The organism is Rhodospirillaceae bacterium (assembly GCA_016712715.1).
Taxonomy (GTDB): Bacteria; Pseudomonadota; Alphaproteobacteria; order Dongiales; family Dongiaceae; genus Dongia.
This window is the reverse complement of record JADJQM010000001.1, coordinates 2,151,064-2,172,837: the sequence shown is the minus strand read 5'-3', so window position 1 is coordinate 2,172,837 and position 21,774 is coordinate 2,151,064. Positions and strand designations below refer to the sequence as shown.

Below are 21,774 nucleotides of genomic sequence, written 5' to 3'. Positions count from 1 at the left end.
TAGTCATGATCAAAATCGATCCACAGAGTGCGGAGAGCACAGCGCTCGCCTCTCAATTCAAAGGCGGCGCCGTTCGGCCCGTACAGTGCCGACCTGCAGAAGCTGCTGCAGTTGCTGCGCTGGGGCTTCGTGCGCGGTCGCACCATTATCATCTGTACCAAGCCCTACCAGGAGTGGCGCCTTGGCCGCATGGGACCGAAGCGCGGCTTGCCGGTCGAGGTCAGCGAGACCGAAATCTTCACCGATTACGGTGCTGCCGCCTGGGCTTGCTTCCGCGCCCGCTGGCAGGAAGTCGTCGGCCAACCCTGCCCGGTAAAATGAGCCATCACATCATCCAGACGAGACAGCCAACATCATGAGCGAACGTATCCTCGGCTATTCCGACCGCTTGAGCGCCGTTCCCGGCGACGCGGTCAATTTCAAGATCAGCGCGCCTTTGCCGGGCAAATTCAAGGCCCGCCTGGTGCGCCTGATCTGCGGCGACGATTCCCCGGAGGGTCCGGGCTTCAAGTCCAAGAACATCAACAGCGAGATTGACGGTACCTATCCAGCGCGTCACCAGCCGATTCTGGCCGGCTCCTATGTCTGGGTGACCGCGCGCCAGCCCTTCGACCTGCCCAATTTCACTGTCCAGGCGATGGTCTGGCCGACCTTGCCGGGCAATGGCAAGCCACAGGCAATCCTCGGCAATTTTGACGCTGCGAGTGGCTCCGGCTATGCGCTCTATATCGACGAACAGGGTTGCCTTGCCTTTCGCGCCGGCAAAAATGCACCTGTTTCGACCGGTGTCAAAATGCTCGCGCGGCATTGGTACGAGGTCTATGCCATCTATGATTCCGGCACGGGACGCATTGTCGTCGGCCAGAACATGATGCTGGCCTATCACGGCATGCAGCAATCGATCAGCGAGACTCAGATGCTGGCGGAGCCGATGGGCGAGGGTGGCCGCTTCCTGATTGCTGCCTGGAACGACGACAAGTTCGCCACGGCACATTTCAACGGCAAGATCGACAGCCCGCGCGTATCAAGCCGGGCATTGAAACCGGCGGAGATCGAACGCTTGCGCGATCTGCCGCTGGATGTCGAACTCGCGCAGTATGTCGTCGCTGCCTGGGATTTTTCGCGCGGCATGTCGACGGTCAAGGTCACCGACGTCTCCGGCAACCGCTATCACGGCCGCAGCATCAATCTGCCGACCCGCGCCATGACGGGCTGGAACTGGGATTCTTCGGATTTCAATTGGCAGTCCAAGCCGGAGCATTACGGCGCCATCCATTTCCACGATGACGATCTCTATGATTGTGGCTGGCGCACGGACTTCACACTGACGGTGCCGGCGGATCTTGGTTCCGGCGTTTACTGCGTCCATGTCTGGCAGAAGACTCCGGTCGGCAAGATCGAGGATTACATCCCTTTCTTTGTGCGACCCGCGCGAGGAACATCGACGGCGCCGCTTGCCTTGCTCATCCCGACCGCCAGCTACCTTGCCTACGCCAACCAGCAGATGATCTCCAGCTGGTGGTTCGATGAACTCTCGAGCTGTAAATTCGCCACCATGAGTTCGGTTGACCAGTATCTGGAGGAGCATGAGGGCTTCGGACTCTCGGTTTATGATGAGCATAGCGACGGCAGCGGCGTCTGCTATTCATCGCATCTCCGACCCATCCTCAACATGCGGCCAAAGACCGACCTGTGGCAGTTCAATGCTGATACGCATCTCACCGACTGGCTGGAGAAAAAGAAGATACCCTATGACGTCATCACCGATGACGATCTTCATGCAGAGGGTGTCGAGTGCCTGCGTCCCTACCGCTGCGTGATGACGGGGACACATCCTGAGTATTATTCGAAGGCGATGCTCGATGCCCTGCAGGCCTATACCAATGGCGGCGGCCGCCTGATGTATATGGGCGCCAACGGCTTCTACTGGCGCATCGCCTATCATGCGGGCCTGCCTGGCGTCATCGAACATCGCCGCGCCGAAGACGGCATGCGCGCCTGGTTCTCGGAATCAGGGGAGTATTTCATGAGTTTCACGGGTGAAATGTCCGGTCTCTGGGCCCGCAATGGCCGACCACCCAACATGCTGGTCGGCAATGCTTTTGCGGCGCAGGGCTTCGTCAATGCCGTGCCCTATCATCGCACTCCGGAAAGCCAGGATCCGCGCGTCAGTTTCATGTTTGACGGCATCGGCATCGATGAAGTGATCGGCGATTTCGGCACCGTGGGTGGTGGCGCCGCGGGCTGGGAAATCGATCGCGCCGATACGCGCCTCGGTACGCCGCCCCATGCGCTGATTGTAGCGGCGGCAACCGACTTTCCGGACAGCTATCATTGGGTGAATGAGGAAATGAACCACACCCATTCCGCTGTCAACGGCGACACCAACCCGCGTGTGCGGTGCGACATGATGTTCTTCGAAACGCCCAATGGCGGCGCAGTCTTCTCGACCGGCTCAATCTCCTATGGCGGGGCGCTGGCCCATGACGGCTACCAGAACAATGTCAGTCGACTCACGGAGAATGTTGTGAAGCGCTTCGTTGATCCGACGCCGTTCTAGGACGAACACCCACCCGAACTTTCCCCCGCGGGAGGAAGTTCGGGTGGGGCTGCTCTCACCCTCGTTGCTTCTTTCCCCAATCCTCGACCCCGTTCGGGCCGTTATGGAGATCGGTCAGCACATGCTCCTGATGCCTGAGGCGCCAGGACAGCATCTTCTGTGCCATTTCAAGCATCACGCCGGCATGGCCCGGATCCTTGGAAAGATCGTTCATCTCATCGGGATCATTCTCGATATCGAACAGGAGTGGTGGCAGCGCGGCGAAATGCACGTACTTCCAGCGACGTCCGCGGATGATCGCCACCTGGCAGTCATGTGTCTCCAGCCCAAAGGCGCGTTCGGCGCCGATCCCGCCATAGGGACCCGAGCGGAAATCGAGTTCCATATGTGCCTCCTCGCGCCAGCGTGACGGCGCTTCGCCGGTCAGGAAGCCCGTGAGCGACCGGCCGTCGCATTGCGCCGGAATCTCGGCGCCGAGCCAGTCGAGAATCGTGGGCATCACGTCGACCGATTCCGTGAAGGCGTCGACGATGGTGCCGCGGGTGGAATCGGCGAGGTCGCGCGGATCGCGAATGATGAGGGGGATCGAGAAACTCTGGTCGAAATAGGTCTCCTTGCCCCAGGTATAGTGATCGCCGCCCATCTCGCCGTGGTCGCAGGTGAAGATGATAAGCGTATGATCATACTCGCCGGTCTTCTTCAGATGCGCGATGATGCGACCGACCGCATCGTCGACCTCGTTCATCATGCCATAGTAGCAGGCACGCATCTGCCGCACTTCCAGATCTGGCATCGTCACCAGGTTGTTCGGGTTGTGCTCCTCATACGAGTTCGGCTTGGCAAATTTCTCGAGCATGATCTTGAGGTGCGGATGCTGCCTGGCTTCTTCCTCCGGCGTCGCCTTGCGGCGCGGGAAGGGCACGTCCTTGGGATCGTACATTGCGTTGTAAGGCTCCGGCGTGATCACCGGGGGATGCGGGCGCAGGAAGACGCAATGCAGGAACCAATCGTCATGTTGCCGGTCGCCCAGCCAGTCGATGATCCTGTTGGCCATGAAACTTGTGTCGCTGTCTTCGGCCGAGAACAGGGTCGGGATGAAGCGGTGGCCGCGATCCTTGGGTTTCTCGAAACCGGGTTTGGGCTGATAGACGTCGTGACGGCCTTCGAACTGATAGCCCTTGGCCTTCAGATCGCTCATCCAGGCAGCCATGAATTCCGGGAACATCAATGTCGGCTTGTAGCCTGGCAATGGACCCTCATAGGTCCTGAGTGCCGGGTCGTTCGGATGCCGGCCGCGCGGATCGGCGCTGGTATCGGTATAGCCCAGCAGGGTCGGATCCAGGCCGATCTTGCGTGCCTCCAAGGCAACATTGGTGTGCCGCGCATCAAGCGGTGTCCCGTTCCGGCCGGAGCGGTGATTCATCAGGTAAAGGCCGGTATTGAGGCTGGCGCGCGCCGGGCCGCAGGGTGCTGTGACTGTGTAGTGGCGCTTGAACAGCACCGGATCGGCGATGAGTGCGTCGAGATGCGGCGTCTTGACGGTCGGATGGCCGAGGGCGGACAGGCATTCGCCCCGCCACTGATCGGCCGAAATGAACAGAACCTTGCGTGGCGCGGACATGCTGGTGAGTTCCCGAAGTTGCCTTGGCCCAGGGTTGCCAAGGTGGGTGTGGAATCGGCCGGCATCCTAGACCGAGCCGCGGTATTCCGCCAAGCACCTCCCCGCCTTGGCCGATATCGCGCGACTGACATGGCGGCTTCATGAAAGCGTCATTGCCCACATGATCTAAGCCACCCCGCAGTTTGCGGACTGCGACATGCCCAGGCGCTCCATGCGCCGGGCCTCATAAGATTGCGGGAGATAAGAGATGATATCCGTTACGCGCGCTGTCGCCCTGTCATTGGCGACCCTGCTGTCGACCACAGCCATCACGACCAGCTTTGCCTCGGCTGGGTCGATGGACGAGCTGGTCGCCGCCGCCAAGGCCGAGGGCGAGCTCACCACCATCGCGCTGCCTCATGACTGGTGCGGCTATGGCGCGCTCATCGAGAATTTCAAAGCCAAATACGGCCTCAAGATCACCGAACTCAACCCGGATGGCGGGTCCGGCGACGAGATCGAGGCGATCAAGTCGAACAAGGACAACAAGGGTCCGCAGGCGCCGGATGTGATCGATGTGGGTCTGGGCTTCGGCCCGTCCTCGAAGGCCGAAGGTCTCATTCAGCCCTACAAGGTTGCGACCTGGGATTCGATCCCGGACAGCGCCAAGGATGCCGAGGGCTACTGGTATGGCGACTATTACGGTGTCATGTCGTTCGAGGTGAATACCGACATCGTGAAGAACGTGCCCAAGGATTGGGCCGACCTCCAGAAGCCGGAATATGCCAATCTGGTAGCGCTCTCCGGCGATCCGCGCACCGGCAACGAGGGCATCATGGCGATCTATGCCGCCGGTCTGTCGACCGGTGCGGCACCGGGCAAGGCGGCAGGCGAAGCCGGTTTGAACTTCTTCGCCGACCTCAACAAGTCCGGCAATTTCGTGCCGGTGGGCGGCAAGGCCAACAGCCTCGCGCAAGGAACGACGCCGATCATCATGCGCTGGGACTATCTGGCGTTGGCTGATCGCGATGTGCTGAAAGGCAACCCGCCGGTCGAAGTTGTGGTGCCGGAAAGCACGGTGCTTGCCGGTGTCTATGTGCAGGCGATCAGCGCCTACGCGCCGCATCCCAATGCCGCGAAGCTGTGGATGGAATACCTCTATTCCGATGAAGGTCAGCTCGGTTGGCTGAAGGGCTATTGCCATCCGATCCGCTTCAACGACCTCGTGAAGAACGGCAAGGTGCCGCAGGAGATGCTCGACAAGCTGCCGCCGGCGGCTGCGTATGAAAAAGCGGTCTTCCCGACGCTCGACGAGCAGCACGGCGCCAAGGAACTGATCACCCGGCAATGGGATACGGTGGTCGGCGCGGAAGTGAAGTAATCGCTGGACCTCGATCGGCCGCCGGCTTTGACCGGGAATGGACTGACGCCGGCGGCCAGTTCCAGATTCGTTGCGAAACTATTGCATCGCAATATTGCCAGGATGGTTCACAAAACCGTCATCGTTCGCGTGCTTTAAGCGCGTTTCGCGGGTTTAGACTTTCGTTTCACTTTCGGGTTGCCTTGACAAAGCTGGATGGCCTTATCAAAGTGAATATCTGTCAAGTGAAGTTTGTATGACATTAGAATAATAAGCCCGCTTGCAGACCACTCTTATGGACCTTGGGAGGTACCTATGAAATCCGTTACGCGTTCCGTCGCCCTGTCACTCGCGACATTGATGTCGACGACCGCGCTCATGACCAGTTTCGCTGCCGCCGATTCGATGGACGATCTGATCGCGGCTGCCAAGGCCGAGGGCGAACTCACCACGATCGCGCTGCCCCATGATTGGTGCGGCTATGGCGATCTCATCGAAGGTTTCAAGGCCAAGTACGGCCTGAAGGTCAACGAGCTCAATCCGGATGCCGGCTCTGGCGACGAGATCGAAGCGATCAAGGCGAACAAGGACAATAAAGGTCCGCAGGCGCCGGATGTCATCGACGTCGGCCTCGCTTTTGGTCCCTCATCGAAGGCCGAAGGCCTTATCCAGCCCTACAAGGTCGCGACCTGGGATTCGATCCCCGACAGCGCCAAGGATGCCGAGGGCTATTGGTACGGCGACTATTACGGCGTGCTGTCCTTCGAAGTGAACACCGACATCGTGAAGAACGTGCCCAAGGATTGGGCCGATCTGCAGAAGCCGGAATATGCCAACTCCGTGGCACTTGCCGGCGATCCGCGTTCCTCGAACGCCGCCATCATCGGCGTGCATGGCGCTGGCATGTCGACCGGTGCCAAGCCGGGTGCCGAAGCTGGCGAAGCCGGCCTGAAGTTCTTCTCGGACCTCAACAAGGCGGGTAACTTCGTGCCGGTCATCGGTAAGGCCGCGAGCCTCGCGCAGGGCTCGACTCCGATCATCATCCGCTGGGATTACCTGGCGCTCGCTGATCGCGACACCTTGAAGGGGAATCCGCCGGTCGAGGTCGTCGTGCCGACCAGTGCTGTGGTTGCCGGTGTCTATGTGCAGGCGATCAGTGCCTACGCGCCGCATCCGAACGCTGCCAAGCTGTGGATGGAATACCTCTATTCCGACGAAGGTCAGCTCGGCTGGCTGAAGGGCTATTGCCATCCGATCCGCTTCAACGACCTCGTGAAGAACGGCAAGGTGCCGCAGGAGATGCTCGACAAGCTGCCGCCGGCAGCTGCGTATGAGAAGGCCTATTTCCCGACGCTCGAAGAGCAGGGTGCTGCCAAGGAAACGATCACCAAGCAGTGGGATACGGTGGTCGGCGCCAACGTGCAGTAACGCCTAGATGATGTGGCCGCGCCGGTGCTTCGGGCATTCACGCCCCTTGCACTGGCGCGGCCTCTCATTTGGGGACAGAGGCGGAAAGTAGTCAGCTTGGAATTGATCTCGCGGGGCGCTGCTGGCGCCCCCAGGCTTATCCATTGGCGGCATATCCATCGGTCGTATCGGGGAAGATGACACAGTCACAGGAATCCATGGCGCCGCCCGCAGCGGCGTCGCGCCTTCAATTGGTGCAGACGGCCTGGGCGTGGGTCGGTGTCGCGCCGTTTCTCATCTTTGCCCTCATGTTCCTGATCCTGCCGACGCTCTACCTCGTCGTTGGCGGCTTCCAGGATCCGGAAGGCAATTTCACGCTGCAGAACATCTTCGACCTGTTCACCCCGTCGATCATGAGTGCGTATTGGATCAGCATCAAGGTCAGCGGCGCTTCGGCCCTGGTCGGTGCCGTGATCGGCTTCGGCCTTGCCTATGCCGTTGTCCTGGGTGGCTTGCCGGCCTGGATCCGACCTACCCTGATGACATTCTCAGGTGTTGCCTCGAATTTTGCCGGCCTGCCGCTCGCCTTCGCCTTCCTCGCGACACTCGGGCGCACTGGCCTCGTCACGGTGCTGCTGGTGAAGTTCTTTGATGTGAACATCTATGCGACCGGCTTCAACCTGCTGAGCTTCTGGGGCCTGACGCTCACCTACCCTCTATTTCCAGATCCCGCTCATGGTGCTGATCATGGCGCCCGCGCTCGACGGCCTCAAACGCGAATGGCGCGAGGCTTCGGAAATCCTCGGTGCGAGCAGGCTGCAATACTGGCTGCATGTCGCTTTCCCGATCCTTTGGCCGAGCGTGCTGGGCTGCACGCTGCTGCTATTCGCCAATGCCTTCGGTGCCATCGCCACGGCCTATGCGCTGACCGGTTCTTCGCTCAACATCATCACCATCCTGCTCTATGCGCAGATCCGCGGTGATGTGCTGCACAACCCCAATCTGGGCTATGCCCTGGCACTTGGCATGATCTTCATTACCGGGCTCACCAACGGGGCCTATATCTGGCTGCGCGGTCGCAGTGAAAGGTGGCTGCGATGACGCAGCGAGAAAGGTGGCTGCAATGAAACAATCCCGTCTCGGGTCCTGGATCGCACTCCTCATCGGCACGCTCTATTTCGTCGTGCCGCTGGTGGGAACGTTCGAGTTCTCCCTGCGTATGCGGCGCGGCGAATACAGCTTCGACGCCTATCGCTCCGTCTTCTCCGATTCGGCGTTCCAGGAATCCTTCCTCTTCTCGACGCTCATGGCCTTGGCGACGATTGTGATTGGCGTCTTCCTGGTGGTGCCGACGGCCTATTGGGTCCAGTTGCGGCTGCGCAAGTTGCGACCGCTCATTGAATTCGTGACGCTGCTGCCCCTGGTCATTCCAGCCATCGTTATCGTGTTCGGCTATCTGCGGCTCTATAACAGCTCCTCCTTCCTGCCGATGACCGCCGAAATCTGGTCCACGAACCTGCTGTTGGCCTTTTCCTATGTCACGCTGGCACTTCCCTACATGTACCGGGCAGTGGATACCGGGCTGCGAGCCATCGACGTCCGCACCTTGACCGAGGCCGCGGAAAATCTCGGCGCCGGTTGGGCCACCATCCTGTTCAGGGTGATCCTGCCCAATGTGCGGACGGCGATCCTGTCGGGTGCGTTTCTCACCTTCGCGATCGTGATTGGTGAATTCACCATGGCGAGCCTGCTAAACCGGCCGGCTTTCGGCCCCTATCTGCAGCTCGTCGGTGCCAATCGCGCCTATGAACCTTCGGCTCTGGCCGTGATGGCTTTCGTGCTCACCTGGGCATGCATGGGACTCATCAATGTCTTCGGCCGCGCAAAACAGATCAAGCACGCGCCGTGACCGGCGCTTGTATCAAGAGGGTATGAGTATGGCGTTTCTCGAGATCAACCAGGTCCGCAAGGCATTCAATCAGAATGTCGTGGTGCAGAATGTCGACCTCGCCATCGCGCGTGGCGAATTCGTCTCATTCCTCGGGCCATCGGGCTGCGGCAAGACGACGACCCTGCGCATGGTGGCTGGCTTTGAACTGCCGACCGCCGGCACGATCCGCATCGACGGCAAGGACATCACGCATCTCAGGCCCAACCAGCGCAATGTCGGCATGGTGTTCCAATCCTATGCGCTGTTCCCCAACATGACAGTGGCGGAGAATGTCGCCTTCGGACTCAAGGTCGCCAAGCGTCCGGCCGCCGAGATCGGGCCGCGCGTCGAGGAGATGCTGAACATCATCAAGCTGCCCCATCTCAGTGGTCGCTACCCCTATCAGCTTTCCGGTGGCCAACAGCAGCGCGTGGCGCTGGCCCGAGCTCTTGCCATCAAGCCGCAGGTCCTGCTGCTCGATGAGCCGCTCTCGGCCCTCGACGCCAAGATCCGCGTCTCGCTGCGGGAGGAGATCCGCAGTCTGCAGCGCAAGCTTGGCATCACTACCATCTATGTGACCCATGACCAGGAAGAAGCGCTTTCCATGTCGGACCGGATCGTGGTCATGAATGAGGGCCGTGTCGACCAGGTTGGAACCCCCTTCGAGATCTACAACCAGCCCAAGACGCGCTTTGTGGCATCCTTCGTGGGAACGCTGAGCGTGCTGAGCGGTACGGTCGTTGATGCGGCAAGCGGTGTCCTTGATGTTGGCGGACAAAAGATCGTCGCCGGCCGCGGCTTCCCCAACGCCAAGGCGGGCGACGCCTGTGCCGTCTCTTTGCGACCGGAGGCAGCTCGCCTTGAAGGCTTCGGCGGGCAGGGTGCTACCACCAACATGGCCGACCATGCCGAGCGCAACCGCCTGCAAGGAATAATCGAGGAGGTGGCGTTCCTGGGTTCCGTGATCCGCATCAAGGTACGCCGCGGTGACAATATCCTGTCGCTCGACACGTTCAACAATCCAGGCGTGACGCCACCGGAGCACAGCGCTGAAGCCACAGTCACCTTCTCGCCAGCGGATCTGCTGGTGTTGGAAGGCGTTTAAGGCGCTACAAACTCTCCGGATCAATCGCCAGCAAGCTCTTGGCGCCGCCGTTGATCTGCGAGAGATGGCCATTGCTTTCGGCGAGGATATTGTCCGCATAAAATCGCGCCATGGCGATTTTGGCCTTCAGGAAATTTTCATCGCTGTCGCCGGCGGCCAATCGCTTGCTGGCAGCGAGCGCCGATTTCGCCAGCAACCAGCCGGCAATGACCGTCCCGCAGAGATTGAGATAGGGTTGCGCCACGGCGAGCGCCAGGTTGGGATCGGTCTTGCCGGCGATCAGGATATAATCGGTACCTGATCCCAGGCGCTGCAGAGCCGGCATCAACCGGTCATGGAGCGCTGGCAGATCCTCGCCCTGGATGCCGAACTCCTTGAGATTGGCAGACATGATGGCGATGAGGTCGTGCATGGCGCGCCCCTCATCGCGCTGGATCTTGCGGCCGACCAGATCGATGGCCTGGATGCCATTGGTGCCTTCATAGATCGGGAAGATGCGGGCATCGCGATAGAACTGCGCTGCCCCTGTTTGCTCGATGAATCCGGCACCTCCATGTACCTGGACGCCGAGCGAGCTCACGCGCACGCCCTGATCGGTGCTCCAGGCCTTGACGATCGGGATCATCAGGTCGACCAGTGCCTGCTGGCGCGTCCGCTCTGCGGCATCCGGGTGTTTCTTGGCGCGGTCAAGGGCGCCGGCGGTGAAATAGGCGAGTGCCCGGGCACCCTGGGTCAGCGCCCGCATCGTGGCGAGGTTCCGGCGCACGTCGGCATGGTGAAGGATTGGGAGATTTGCACCGGGAGGTGCGCCCACCACGGGCGATTGCACGCGCATGCGCGCATAGGCGGCGGCATGCTGGGTTGCCCGCTCCGCGATGCCAAGACCCTGGACGCCGACGGTCAGGCGCGCATTGTTCATCATGGTGAACATGTGCGGCAGGCCCTGCAGCGGCTCGCCGACCAACTCGGCCACTGCACCGGTCTTTTCGCCATAGGCCATGACGCAGGTGGGCGATCCATGGAGGCCCAGTTTGTGCTCGATCGAGACGCAGGTGACGTCGTTGCGCGCCCCCAGGGATCCGTCGTCATTCACCAGGAATTTCGGTGCCACGAACAGCGACAGGCCTTTATGCCCGGCCGGGCCGCCCGGATGGCGTGCCAGCACCATGTGGATGATGTTCGGCACGAAATCATGTTCGCCATGGGTGATGAAGATCTTCTGACCTTTCAGCAGGTAGCCGCCCCCTCCTGATTTTCCGGGGCCGTCATCCTCCGCCCGGGTGCGGATGGCGCCGAGGTCGGTCCCGGCTTGCGGCTCGGTCAGATTCATGGTGCCGGTCCATTCGCCGCTCACCAGCTTGGGCAGGTATTTCGCCTTCTGCGCCTCGGTGCCGTGATGATAGAGCGCTTCCACCGCGGCTTGCGTCAGCATCGGACAGGCGGCAAACGCCACGCTACCGCTGTTCCAGATCTCCTGCAGCGCCGTGGTGACCACCCAGGGCATGCCTTGGCCGCCGTATTCGGGATCGAAGGCCACGGCATTCCAGCCGTCCGCCACGAAGCGCTGATAGGCGTCGCGATAGCCTTCGGCGGTCGTTACCTGGCCGTCCTTGAGGGTGCAACCCTTGTCGCCGTTCTTGTTGATGGGGGCGAGCACCTCGCCCGAGAATGTGCCGGCCGCTTCGAAGATGGCGGCGATGGTCTCCGCCCCTGCCTCTTCATAGCCCGGCAATGTCGCGATCTCGGGGAGGCCGGCGACCTCCTCCAAGGCAAACAGGATCTCTTTCAACGGTGCTTCATAGGCACTCATGACGTCCCCCGACTGGCTATCCAAGGGCAAGTATAGTGCAAAATTGGTTAAAGAACTTTGCCTGGATTGAACCGCCCGTCCGGGTCAATCGTGGCCTTGACCTGGCGCATGAGTTGAAGCGCGACGGGTGACTTAAGGCGCTGCAGCTCGTCCCGGCGAAGCTGCCCGATGCCATGTTCGGCGCTGATTGAGCCGCGATAGACAGTTATCAGGTCATGGATCAGGCGGTTGAAGGCCAGGGTCTGGCCAAGGAAGGCAGCAGGATCGTCGCCGATGGGCTGTAGCAGGTTGAAATGCAGGTTGCCGTCTCCGAGATGGCCAAAGCAGAGCAGGCGCACATCCGGAAAGGTCGCTTTCAATGCGACCGACGCTTCAGCGACGAAGGCCGGCACGCTGGCCACAGGGACAGAGATGTCGTGCTTGATGCTGGCCCCCTCGCGCGGCTGGGCGTTGACGATGCCTTCGCGCAACCGCCACAACTCGGCCCGCTGCGCCTCGCTTTCCGCCAGCAGGCCATCGGTGATCTGCCCTGCCTCCAGAGCTTCGCCCAGGGCGCGTTCAAGGGCGAGGGCCACGTCGAAATCAGTGGCCGGCGTCGCTGCTTCGATCAGCAGGGACCAATCGGCCGCCTGTTCCAGCGGATTGCGCGCCTGGAAATGCTGCCGGGCGAGGTCGAGGCCGAAGCGCGGCAGCAATTCGAAGCTGATCAACTGGTCCGCGGTCGCGGCGCGGCAACGGGCAAGGAGGGCGGGTGCCATCTCAAGTGCCGGCAAAGCAACCAGCGCCGTTGCGCGACTCCTGAAAGCCGGAAACAGTTTCATTGAAGCGGCGGTGATCAATCCCAGTGTGCCCTCGGCGCCTATGAAAAGCTGCTTGAGGTCGTAGCCAGTATTGTCTTTGTGGAGCGTGGTGAGGCCGTCCAATACCGACCCGTCCGGTAACACCACTTCCAGCCCCAAGGTAAGGGCGCGGGCATTGCCGAATTTCAGCACGTTCAACCCGCCGGCATTGGTCGAAAGATTGCCGCCGATCTGGCAGGAACCTTCCGCGGTGAGGCTGAGGGGAAACAATCGGTCGGCTGCTGCGGCGGCAGCCTGAATGTCGGCCAGGATGCAGCCGGCTTCGACGATGATTGTGTCGTTGGCGGTGTCGAGCGCACGGATCCGGTTCATGCGGCGCAGATTGACCACGACGGCATCGCCGCTGTCGTCTGGTGTTGCCGCACCCGAGAGGCCGGTATTGCCACCCTGTGGCACGACCGGGATGCCATGCTGGGCCGTGAGCCTGATGAGCGCCGCGCAGGCGGTAGTGCTGTCTGGCAAAGCAAGGCCGCAAGCCTTGCCGCGATAGAGGCTGCGCCAGTCGCCGAGTACGGGCTGCAGATCCACGGGATCGGTGAGAAAGCCCTTGGGTCCCAGGAGATGCACCGCTGCCTGCTGGAAGGCCACGATCGCTTCTGCGCTGGGCCGGGCCATGGGATACGCTATTTCCGCCGCGGCTTTGGGCCGACGCGCTTGGCGGCGGTCTTCACCACATCGTCATTGCGTTTCCTGGCTGGCTTCAGCCGGCTCTTGGGGCTGGTATAGGCGGCACCGGCAACGCCCTTGTAGGGTGGCTGGGCGATCGCCTGATGGCTGGCGCGTAGCGCCTCCGACCAGCGCTTGCTCAGCTCTTCGAAATAGGTGTCGCCGGCATGGATGCGGTGCACCAGTTCGGGCTGATACGCGTTGATGCGCAGTACCATGATGTCGAGGGGCAGGCCGACGGCGAGGTTCGAGCGCATGGTCGAATCCATCGACAGCAGACCAAGCTTCAATCCCTCGTAAAGATCGGTCTCGAAGGTCACGGCGCGGTCCAGGATCGGCTTGCCGTACTTGGTTTCGCCGATCTGCAAATAGGGTGTGTCCCCGGTTGCCTCGATGAAATTGCCGGCGGAATAGATCATGAAGAGTCGCATGCGGCGGCCCTTGATCTGCCCCCCCAGCAGCAGGGCGACGTCGAAGGCTGCCTGATGCATCTCGAGGCTCGGGCCATCTGTGCGATAGACTTCGCGTACCGCCTCGCCGATCAATTGCGCCGCCTTGAACATCGAGGGGACGTTGTTGAGCGTGCGTTTCTGCCCGGTGTCGGGGTCGGGTATGCCTTCCGTCACCAGACTGATGACGGATTGGGTAATGGAGAGGTTGCCGGAACTGGCAATGGCCATCGCCCGCTCGCCCGGCTCGCCGAACAGATGCAGCTTGCGGAAGCATGAAATGTGGTCGATGCCGGCATTGGTGCGCGTATCGGAAATCATCACCAATCCGTCGCGCAGCTTCAACCCAACGCAATAAGTCATGGGAATCGTCTTCTGTTCTATCGCGGCCACCCTGATGCCCGCCCAATCCTAAGGCCCGCCAAACCCAGGGCCGGCAAAACCTAAAGGGAAGGTGATCGGGTTGGTTCCGTTATAGACCGGTGACTGATTCCTGCCAATGCAGGGATAGCGGTTTCTCTAGGCCTGGAACTGCTGACTGGCCTGGGCAATGGCGGCGGCCGGCTGACTCCAGCGGGTCTGGTGGGCGGGTTCGCTCTGATAGGTGTTGGCGACGGTGACCTCGACCTCCATTTTCTCCGCCCGGCCGCCCAATCGGGCGCCGCGGATGGGGGAGGCGCCCAGATAATCGAGGCCTGCGCCGACCCGGATGTGCGATTCGGTCGGGCAAATGCCATTAGCGGGGTCGAAGCCGATCCAGCCGAGGCCGGTGACATAGGCCTCGGTCCAGGCGTGGCCCGCCTCCTGATGAATATTGTCGTCGGAACGCATCAGATAGCCGCCCACATAGCGGGCGGGAATGCCCAGCACCCGGGCGCAGGCAATGAAGATGTGGCTGAGATCCTGGCAGACGCCCTGCTTCATCTTGAAGGCGTCGATGGCTCGCGTCGCGGTATCGGTCTGCTTGGTGTCGAAGACGATCTCGGTGTGGATGGCGGCCAGCAGGGCATGCAGGATCTTCAACTCGCTGCCGCCGGCCTTGCCGGCCACGGATTTCGCGAAGTCGGTGATCGCTGCGTCGGCGATGGTGAGCGGCGTGTCACGCAGATAGAGCTCAGGCGGAAATTTTTCCAGGGCGCCGCGCACGATGCCGTTGGTATCCTGCATCTCGACCTCACCTTCGACGGTGATGCAGAGGCCCGAGATTGGCCCCTCCAGCGACAGCATGTGAAGCACATTGCCGAAGGCATCCTCACCCGGCCGCAACGTTCCATCCTGGTCGAGGTCGATCTGCCAGCGTCGCACATACTGTCCTTCATGGTTACGCGGCATCAGGCGCAAGGCCTGGATCATGGAGTGCACCGGATGATCGTAGATGTAGCGAGTACGATGGCGCACATGGATCAGCATCGGCGGCGATTCCCTTCAGCTCAGATATTGTGCGGCCACGGCGGCGCCGAGCCTGTTGTTGTTGGCCGTGAAGTTAGTGATGAATTCGTGCAGTCCACCCTGGAATATCTGGTCGATGCGGCTGTTCTCCAGCTGCACATGGATCGAGCGCGCCAGGCGCTGCGATTCGCCATGTCGACCGTAGGCGCTGCTTAATCGCTCGAGATTGGCGACGATGGCCCCGTAGCAGGACGCCAATGAACGCGGCATCTGCTCGTTGAGGATGAGGAGATCAGCGATCAGCCAGGGCTGTAATCCCTGCCGGTAAACCCAGTGATAGGAGGTGAGCGCCGAGACGGCGCGCAGGATCGCCGCCCATTGCGAATAATCGATGCCGCCACCCACCGCCGCGTGTTCGGGCAACAGCACATGATATTTCACATCGAGGATGCGCGCCGTATTGTCGGCCCGTTCGATAAAGATACCCAGGCGCGAGAACCAATAGGCATCGTTGCGCAGCATCGTGCGATAGCCGGAGCCATCGAAGCGCAGCGAGATTTCCTTTACCCAGTCGAGGAATTCCATCAGGCTGTCGGGGTCGGTGGCGCGCGCCGCCATGGCGGGCAATTCCAGCCAGGCGCTGTTGATCGCCTGCCACATCTCTGTGGTGATGGCGGTGCGGACGGCGCGGGCATTGGTCCGCGCGGTTTCCAGGCAGCGCCGGATCGATGAGGGATTTTGCTCGGAGATGGCCAGGAAATCGATCACCGTCGCGGCATCGGGCGTTTCGTGAACCTGGTGGAACGCATCGATGCAGCCGGCGGTCGCCAGCGCGCTTTCCCATTCATTGCCGCCGCTGCCATAGGCTTTGGGCAAGGCTGAAAGCCTGCTCGCGGCCTCCAGCACACGGGCAAGATAGTCAGCGCGCTCCACATAGCGCGACAGCCAGAACAATGAATCGGCGGTACGGCTCAGCATGTCAGGCCTCCACCACCCAGGTATCCTTCGTGCCGCCGCCCTGGCTCGAATTCACCACCAGAGAGCCAGCACGCAGGGCCACGCGCGTCAGGCCGCCCGGCACGATGCGGATGCCATCGGCGCCGGTGAGGACAAAGGGCCTGAGATCGACATGGCGTGGCGCGATGCCATTCTCGACGAAAGAGGGACAGGTGGAGAGCGACAGGGTCGGCTGCGCCACGTAATTGGCGGGATCCGCCTTCAAGCGGTCGCGGAACTGGGCGATGTCGGCACCGGTGGCATGCGGTCCCACCAGCATGCCGTAGCCGCCGGACCCGTGCACTTCCTTCACCACCAGATCCTGCAGATTGTCGAGCACATAGCGGAGATGTTCCGGATCCCGGCAGCGCCAAGTAGGCACGTTCTTCAGCAGCGGCTCTTCGCCGAGATAGAAGCGGATCATGTCGGGGACATAGGAATAGACGACCTTGTCATCGACGGCGCCGGTGCCGATCGCATTGGCGAGCGTCACATTGCCGGCGGCGTAGGCGGCAAACAGGCCGGGGATCCCCAGCATTGAATCTGGTTCGAACACCAGTGGATCGATGAAGGCGTCGTCGACGCGACGATAGATGATGTCGACGCGCTTGGGTCCCTCGGTCGTGCGCATGAAGACGATACCGTCACGCACGAAGAGATCGCTGCCTTCGACCAGTTCGATGCCCATCTTGTCCGCCAGGAAAGAATGCTCGTAATAGGCCGAGTTGAACTGACCGGGTGTCAATAGCACCGCGGTCGGGTCGTTGGTCGCATTGCGAGGTGCTGCCGAGCGCAAGGTTGCCAGCAATTCGTTGGGATAGTTCTCGACCGGGGCCACGCGGTGCGCGGCATAGAGTTCCGGCATCAGGCGTATTGAGATCTCGCGTCCACCCAGCATGTAGGAAACGCCCGACGGCGTGCGGGCATTGTCTTCCAGCACATAGAAATCATCGCCATCGATCCGCACGATGTCGATGCCGGCGATGTGGATGTAAATGCCGTGCGGCACGGCAAGGCCAGCCATTTCCGGGCGAAAGGCCGGGTTGCGCCAGACGAGATCTTCCGGGACGATGCCGGCCTTCAGAATCTCGCGCGGACCGTAAATGTCGGCGAGGTACAGGTTGAGCGTCCGAATGCGCTGCTCCAGCCCGGCCTTGAGCCTTGCCCATTCCCCGCCCGAGAGGACGCGCGGAATGATGTCATAGGGAATGATGCGCTCTTCGCCCTGGGCATCGCCGTAAACTGCGAAGGTGATGCCGCCGCGCCGATAGAACAACTCCGCCTCGGCCCGGCGCCGCTCAAGCTGCGCCGAGGTGACGCTCTCCAGCCAATTGGCCACTTCCAGATAAGGCGCCCGGATCGAGCCATCTTCCAGCCGCATCTCATCGAAGGACATGTGAGCTCCCTGCAGCATTCTTATCGGCAGCGTTGCGTATGGACCGGAACGGCCGTTTGGTGGTCAGAACAGCAAGCCTCATGCCAGGGAGGTTAAGGGATCGTGCCCCTGGAATAACTGGCAAATTTTTGGCACTTCTGCATCAGTTCGACACGATAGCCCAAATTTTAGGCAGCCGAGCCGTTTCTAATGGCGGCGGCATGTTAACCAAGTGGAGGCCCAAAGGTTTCCGACGGTCTCTGTTCATGAAATGTTTCACGTGAAACATCTACAGTTACGTATTTGGAATAACGGCTCGCCGCCCTCAATCGCGGTGGTTGTGCCGATTTGTTATGTTATAACGATGAGATCCCGCCGCCCGTTTCCGGAGAACCGCCCGATGGCTTTTGGCATGAGCATGACACAGCGTCTGGTGCTGGCGACGATTCTGGCCGGTGGCCTGCTGTTGTTGCTGCGCTGGGCGCTTGTCTGATCCGGGATCAGGTCCATGGCCGTTGCCCATCTCCACACCGATCATCACCACGCCAGCGGCCATCATGCCGGGCCGATCGCTGTCAATCCGGCGATTGCACTTGAGAATGTCACCATCGCCTATCAGCGCCATCCCGCTGTCCATCATCTGACCGGCGCCTTCGCCCGGGGCAGCCTCACGGCCCTGGTCGGCCCGAACGGTGCCGGCAAGAGCACGTTGCTGAAGGCCATCGTCGGCCTGCTGCCGCTGAATGGCGGGGCGATCGAGGTCGCCGACCGCGCTGGCCTCGCCTTCCTGCCGCAGGTAACCGAGGTCGATCGCAGCTTTCCCATGACCGTGCGCGAGGTGGTCGATCTTGGCCATTGGCGGCGCATCGGGGCCTTTCGGCGCCTCACGCCGGCGATGCGCGCGGCCTCGGCGGCGGCACTCACCGAGGTCGGCCTCGCCGGATTGGACGACCGGCCGATTGCCAGCCTGTCGGTGGGCCAGTTCCAGCGTGTGCTGTTTGCGCGCCTGATTGCCGCTGATGCCTCGTTGATCCTGCTCGACGAACCTTTCAACGCCATCGACCAGCGCACGATCCAGGATCTGATGGCACTCATCCTGCGCTGGCATGCTGCCGGCCGCACGGTGGTGGCAGCGCTCCATGACCTCGATTTCGTGCGGGCGCATTTCCCGGACTGCCTGCTGCTGGCGCGCGAGCCGATCGCCTGGGGACCGACGCGCGATGTATTGACGCCGGCCCACCTCGCCAGCGCCCGCGGCCAAGCCGATGCCTGGTCGGGTTCAGCCGATATCTGCGCCGCCTGATCATGTTCTATGAAGTTCTGATAAGCCCGTTTGTCGACTTCGCCTTCATGCGCCGGGCATTGGTGGCGGTGATTGCCGTGGCCCTCATTTCCGGCCCACTCGGCGTCTTCCTGCAATTGCGCCGCATGAGCCTGATGGGTGATGCCCTGGCCCACGCCATTCTGCCTGGCGTTGCTATCGGCTTCTTCCTGTTCGGCCTCGATCTCTGGGCCATGAGCGTGGGCGGCCTCATCGCCTGCCTGACCGTGGCGCTGCTGAGCGGCCTGGTGGCGCGCATGACGCCGATCAAGGAGGACACCAGCCTTGCTGCCCTCTATCTGGTGTCGCTGGCTTTGGGCGTGCTCATTGTCTCCATGCGCGGCAGTACGCGCGATCTCCTTCACATCCTGTTCGGTTCGCTGCTCTCGATCGGCAGTGACGGCCTTATCCTTGTGGTGGCGACGGCGATCCTGTCTTTGGCGGCCTTTGCCGTGATCTATCGGAATCTGGTGGTGGAATGCTTCGATCCCACCTATCTCCGCGCGGTCGGTGGCCGGGGTGCCCTGGCGCATATGGTCTTCCTCATCCTCATCGTGCTCAATCTCGTGGCGGCGATTCAGGCACTGGGCACCCTGATGGCGGTAGGCCTCATGATCCTGCCCGCGGCCGCGGCGCGGTTCTGGACTCGCTCGGTTGCCAGCATGATTGCGCTCGGCAGCACCCTTGCCTTGGTCTCAGGCCTGCTGGGTCTCATGGGGTCCTATCATCTCGATCTGCCGCCGGGACCCGCCATCGTGCTGGTCGCGGGACTGGTCTATGTAGGCTCGGTGATCGCCGGGCGTTTTGGCGGCTTGCTGGGCAGGCTCTTTCCGGGTGCGCATCTGCAGCATTGATCTGCCCAGGAAATAGGTTGCTGGAATGGACGTGCCGTTATGCGCCCCACGCATTGCCCAGCCCTTGTCATGCGTTCTGCAAATGCCCATCATCTGGCAGTTCTTCGGCCTTATGAAGGGATGACAGATGCGGCTGCTGGTGATTGAGAACGACCCAACCTCGCATATCTCGTTGCTGGGTGAGCATCTGACGGCTGCCGGCGCCGATCTTGTCACAACGAAGCCCCATCATGGCGTGGACCTGCCGGCGACCCCTGACGGTTTCGACGGCGCGGTAGTGCTGGGCGGTCCGCAGCATGCCCATAACGATGCCGACTATCCCGCCTTCACACCCATCTGCGATCTGCTCGGCGCCATTCACGACCAGGGCAAGCCGCTCCTGGGTCTGTGCCTGGGCGGGCAATTGCTGGCGCGCACCTTTGGCGCCCGCGTCCGCGTGAACGACGACTTCGAATATGGCTTCCTGCCGATCGACATCACGGGTGAGGGGGCTGCCGATCCGCTGCTGGCTGGTCTTCATCCGCGCCAGCACATCATGCAATGGCATGAAGACACCTTTGCGCTGCCGCCGAATGCCACGCGCCTGATGACCGGTACCACCACCGCCAACCAGGCCTTCCGCTATGGCGACACGGCCTATGGCTTCCAATGCCATTTCGAAATCACCCCGGCCCACGCCACCATGTGGATCGAGGATTTCAACCACGTCATCCTGAAGAAACTGGGCGAGGTCGAAGGCAACAAGGCCGTCAACCGCGCGCGTGCCGAGTTCAAGCAGCATATTGCCGCCGCCAATGACTTCTGCCGGGTGGTGGCGAACCGCTGGGCGGATCTGGTGAAGGCGCGCCGACAGGCACGAGCGGCGTAACGCAGGCCCTTCCCTCGGGTGGGCGCGCAGGCTACGCTCTCCTTTCCAGCGTCATGCAGGGAGGGTGGCCATGCTGAAAGTCGGCAAAGCGAAACCGGAACATGCGCTCGACCAGGACCCGGCGCGGTCCTATACCCTGCCGGCGCGATTCTATACCGACCCCGATATCTTTGCGGCCGAGCGCGAGGCGATCTTCTATCGCGGCTGGCACATGGCGTGTCATGCCAATGATCTCGCTGAGGTCGGGTCTTATGTCACGGCAGCGATCTTCGACCAGAAGGTGTTCATCTGCCGCGGCAAGGACAATGTGCTGCGGGGCTTTTACAACGTCTGCGCCCACCGCGCCCATGAGCTCCTCGCCGGCAGCGGCAAGGCCAAGGTCATCACCTGCCCCTATCATGCCTGGTCCTATCACCTGACCGGTGAATTACGCTCGGCGCGCGGATCGGAGGATCTGCCCGGTTTCGATCATGGTGAGTTCTGCCTGACGCCGGTGCGGGTCGAGACCTATGGCCATATCGTGTTCTTCAATCTGGATGACGAGGCCAAGGCTGCCGCCGACACGTTCGAGGGCCTCGATGCCGAGTTGGATGCGCAGATCCCTGGCTTTGCGACGATGCAGCGCCGCCAGACCTTCAGCAGCACGATCGAGGCGAATTGGAAGGTCGCGGTCGACAACTTCGTGGAATGCTACCACTGCGCCCCGGCACATCCGGCCTTTGCCGATCTGGTCGATCTCAACACCTATCATTCCACCTGCCATGCCCAATATTCATCACATATCGGCAGTGGCGTTCGGCCGGACAACAAGGCCTATACCTTCGACCCGAAAGCGCCTGTGCAGAAGAGCGCCTTCTGGTGGCTGTGGCCGATGTCGACGGTCAACCTGACACCGGGCGATACGGCCGTGTCGCTGTTCTGGTTCAATCCGATCAGCCCGACGCGGACCGAGCTTCTCGCCATCTCCTACACGCCGGACGGCAAGTCGACGCCGCAGCTCGACGCCGCCAGCGAGTATGCCGGCACGATCCTGAGCGACGAGGACAACCGTCTGTGTGAATCGGTGCAGCGCGGCATGGCCTCGCGCGGCTACAAACAGGGCCGCTTTGTGGTCGATGCCAAGCGCAGCGCCATCAGCGAACATGCGGTGCATCATTTCCACCAGCTCGTGGCGGACGCCCTCAACTGGCGGAAAACGGGCGCCAAGGGCTGATCCGCGCAAGG

17 protein-coding genes and 2 pseudogenes are annotated in these 21,774 nt (G+C 61.6%); 12 read left to right on the top strand and 7 right to left on the bottom strand.

The window, feature by feature from the left end:
* The first annotated feature begins 27 nt into the window (after nt 1-27).
* On the top strand, nt 28-321 hold the full coding sequence (locus tag IPK59_10625) for a hypothetical protein (protein MBK8159188.1): 294 nt from the start codon (nt 28-30) through the stop codon (nt 319-321).
* A gap of 34 nt (nt 322-355) precedes the next feature.
* A complete protein-coding gene (locus tag IPK59_10620; GenBank protein MBK8159187.1) occupies nt 356-2,560 on the top strand; it encodes a N,N-dimethylformamidase in 2,205 nt (734 codons plus the stop codon).
* A 55-nt stretch (nt 2,561-2,615) separates the two neighbouring features.
* Here the strand turns inward: IPK59_10620 and IPK59_10615 are convergent, their stop codons facing one another.
* Nucleotides 2,616-4,181 (bottom strand): alkaline phosphatase family protein, encoded by a 1,566-nt coding sequence (locus IPK59_10615; GenBank protein ID MBK8159186.1) that lies wholly within the window; start codon nt 4,179-4,181, stop codon nt 2,616-2,618.
* Nucleotides 4,182-4,428: 247 nt separating this feature from the next.
* On the opposite strand from IPK59_10615, the gene IPK59_10610 reads away from it, so the two are divergent.
* The 5 genes and pseudogenes from IPK59_10610 to IPK59_10590 all read left to right on the top strand — a co-directional run bounded on the left by IPK59_10610 (nt 4,429) and on the right by IPK59_10590 (nt 9,962).
* Entirely contained in the window at nt 4,429-5,541 is a 1,113-nt protein-coding gene (locus IPK59_10610) for an ABC transporter substrate-binding protein (protein ID MBK8159185.1), read from the top strand.
* 294 nt (nt 5,542-5,835) lie between these two features.
* Nucleotides 5,836-6,948, top strand: coding sequence for an ABC transporter substrate-binding protein (locus tag IPK59_10605; protein ID MBK8159184.1), 1,113 nt, complete (start codon nt 5,836-5,838; stop codon nt 6,946-6,948).
* Between the two features lie 176 nt (nt 6,949-7,124).
* A pseudogene (locus IPK59_10600) lies at nt 7,125-8,028 on the top strand (ABC transporter permease subunit).
* A 22-nt stretch (nt 8,029-8,050) separates the two neighbouring features.
* Entirely contained in the window at nt 8,051-8,836 is a 786-nt protein-coding gene (locus tag IPK59_10595) for an ABC transporter permease (GenBank protein ID MBK8159183.1), read from the top strand.
* Nucleotides 8,837-8,864: 28 nt separating this feature from the next.
* Nucleotides 8,865-9,962 carry an ABC transporter ATP-binding protein gene (locus IPK59_10590; GenBank protein MBK8159182.1) on the top strand — a complete coding sequence of 366 codons (1,098 nt, stop codon included), beginning with the start codon at nt 8,865-8,867 and terminating at the stop codon, nt 9,960-9,962.
* A gap of 4 nt (nt 9,963-9,966) precedes the next feature.
* Here IPK59_10590 and IPK59_10585 read toward each other — a convergent pair whose 3' ends face one another.
* The 6 genes and pseudogenes from IPK59_10585 to IPK59_10560 all read right to left on the bottom strand — a co-directional run bounded on the left by IPK59_10585 (nt 9,967) and on the right by IPK59_10560 (nt 17,513).
* Nucleotides 9,967-11,772: an acyl-CoA dehydrogenase gene (locus IPK59_10585; GenBank protein ID MBK8159181.1), complete on the bottom strand. Its 1,806-nt coding sequence runs from the start codon at nt 11,770-11,772 to the stop codon at nt 9,967-9,969.
* A 47-nt stretch (nt 11,773-11,819) separates the two neighbouring features.
* Nucleotides 11,820-13,247, bottom strand: coding sequence for an FAD-binding oxidoreductase (locus IPK59_10580; protein MBK8159180.1), 1,428 nt, complete (start codon nt 13,245-13,247; stop codon nt 11,820-11,822).
* A gap of 128 nt (nt 13,248-13,375) precedes the next feature.
* Nucleotides 13,376-14,110, bottom strand: a pseudogene (locus tag IPK59_10575) (peptidase).
* 156 nt (nt 14,111-14,266) lie between these two features.
* The gene (locus tag IPK59_10570) at nt 14,267-15,157 is read right to left on the bottom strand and encodes a transglutaminase family protein (GenBank protein ID MBK8159179.1); all 891 of its coding nucleotides are present in this window, start codon (nt 15,155-15,157) and stop codon (nt 14,267-14,269) included.
* Nucleotides 15,158-15,172: 15 nt separating this feature from the next.
* Nucleotides 15,173-16,114 (bottom strand): alpha-E domain-containing protein, encoded by a 942-nt coding sequence (locus tag IPK59_10565; protein MBK8159178.1) that lies wholly within the window; start codon nt 16,112-16,114, stop codon nt 15,173-15,175.
* A 1-nt stretch (nt 16,115) separates the two neighbouring features.
* A complete protein-coding gene (locus IPK59_10560; GenBank protein MBK8159177.1) occupies nt 16,116-17,513 on the bottom strand; it encodes a circularly permuted type 2 ATP-grasp protein in 1,398 nt (465 codons plus the stop codon).
* Nucleotides 17,514-17,787: 274 nt separating this feature from the next.
* On the opposite strand from IPK59_10560, the gene IPK59_10555 reads away from it, so the two are divergent.
* From IPK59_10555 to IPK59_10535, 5 genes are all read left to right on the top strand, one after another.
* Nucleotides 17,788-18,000 carry a hypothetical protein gene (locus IPK59_10555; protein MBK8159176.1) on the top strand — a complete coding sequence of 71 codons (213 nt, stop codon included), beginning with the start codon at nt 17,788-17,790 and terminating at the stop codon, nt 17,998-18,000.
* A gap of 15 nt (nt 18,001-18,015) precedes the next feature.
* Nucleotides 18,016-18,810, top strand: a complete 795-nt coding sequence (locus IPK59_10550) for an ABC transporter ATP-binding protein (protein ID MBK8159175.1) — start codon at nt 18,016-18,018, stop codon at nt 18,808-18,810.
* On the top strand, nt 18,810-19,682 hold the full coding sequence (locus tag IPK59_10545; protein MBK8159174.1) for a metal ABC transporter permease: 873 nt from the start codon (nt 18,810-18,812) through the stop codon (nt 19,680-19,682). The genes IPK59_10550 and IPK59_10545 overlap by 1 nt, the downstream gene beginning before the upstream one ends.
* A 127-nt stretch (nt 19,683-19,809) precedes the next feature.
* Complete coding sequence (locus IPK59_10540) at nt 19,810-20,550, top strand: type 1 glutamine amidotransferase (GenBank protein MBK8159173.1); 741 nt, start codon at nt 19,810-19,812, stop codon at nt 20,548-20,550.
* Nucleotides 20,551-20,620: 70 nt separating this feature from the next.
* Nucleotides 20,621-21,763 (top strand): Rieske 2Fe-2S domain-containing protein, encoded by a 1,143-nt coding sequence (locus IPK59_10535; GenBank protein MBK8159172.1) that lies wholly within the window; start codon nt 20,621-20,623, stop codon nt 21,761-21,763.
* The last annotated feature ends 11 nt before the right edge of the window (nt 21,764-21,774 follow it).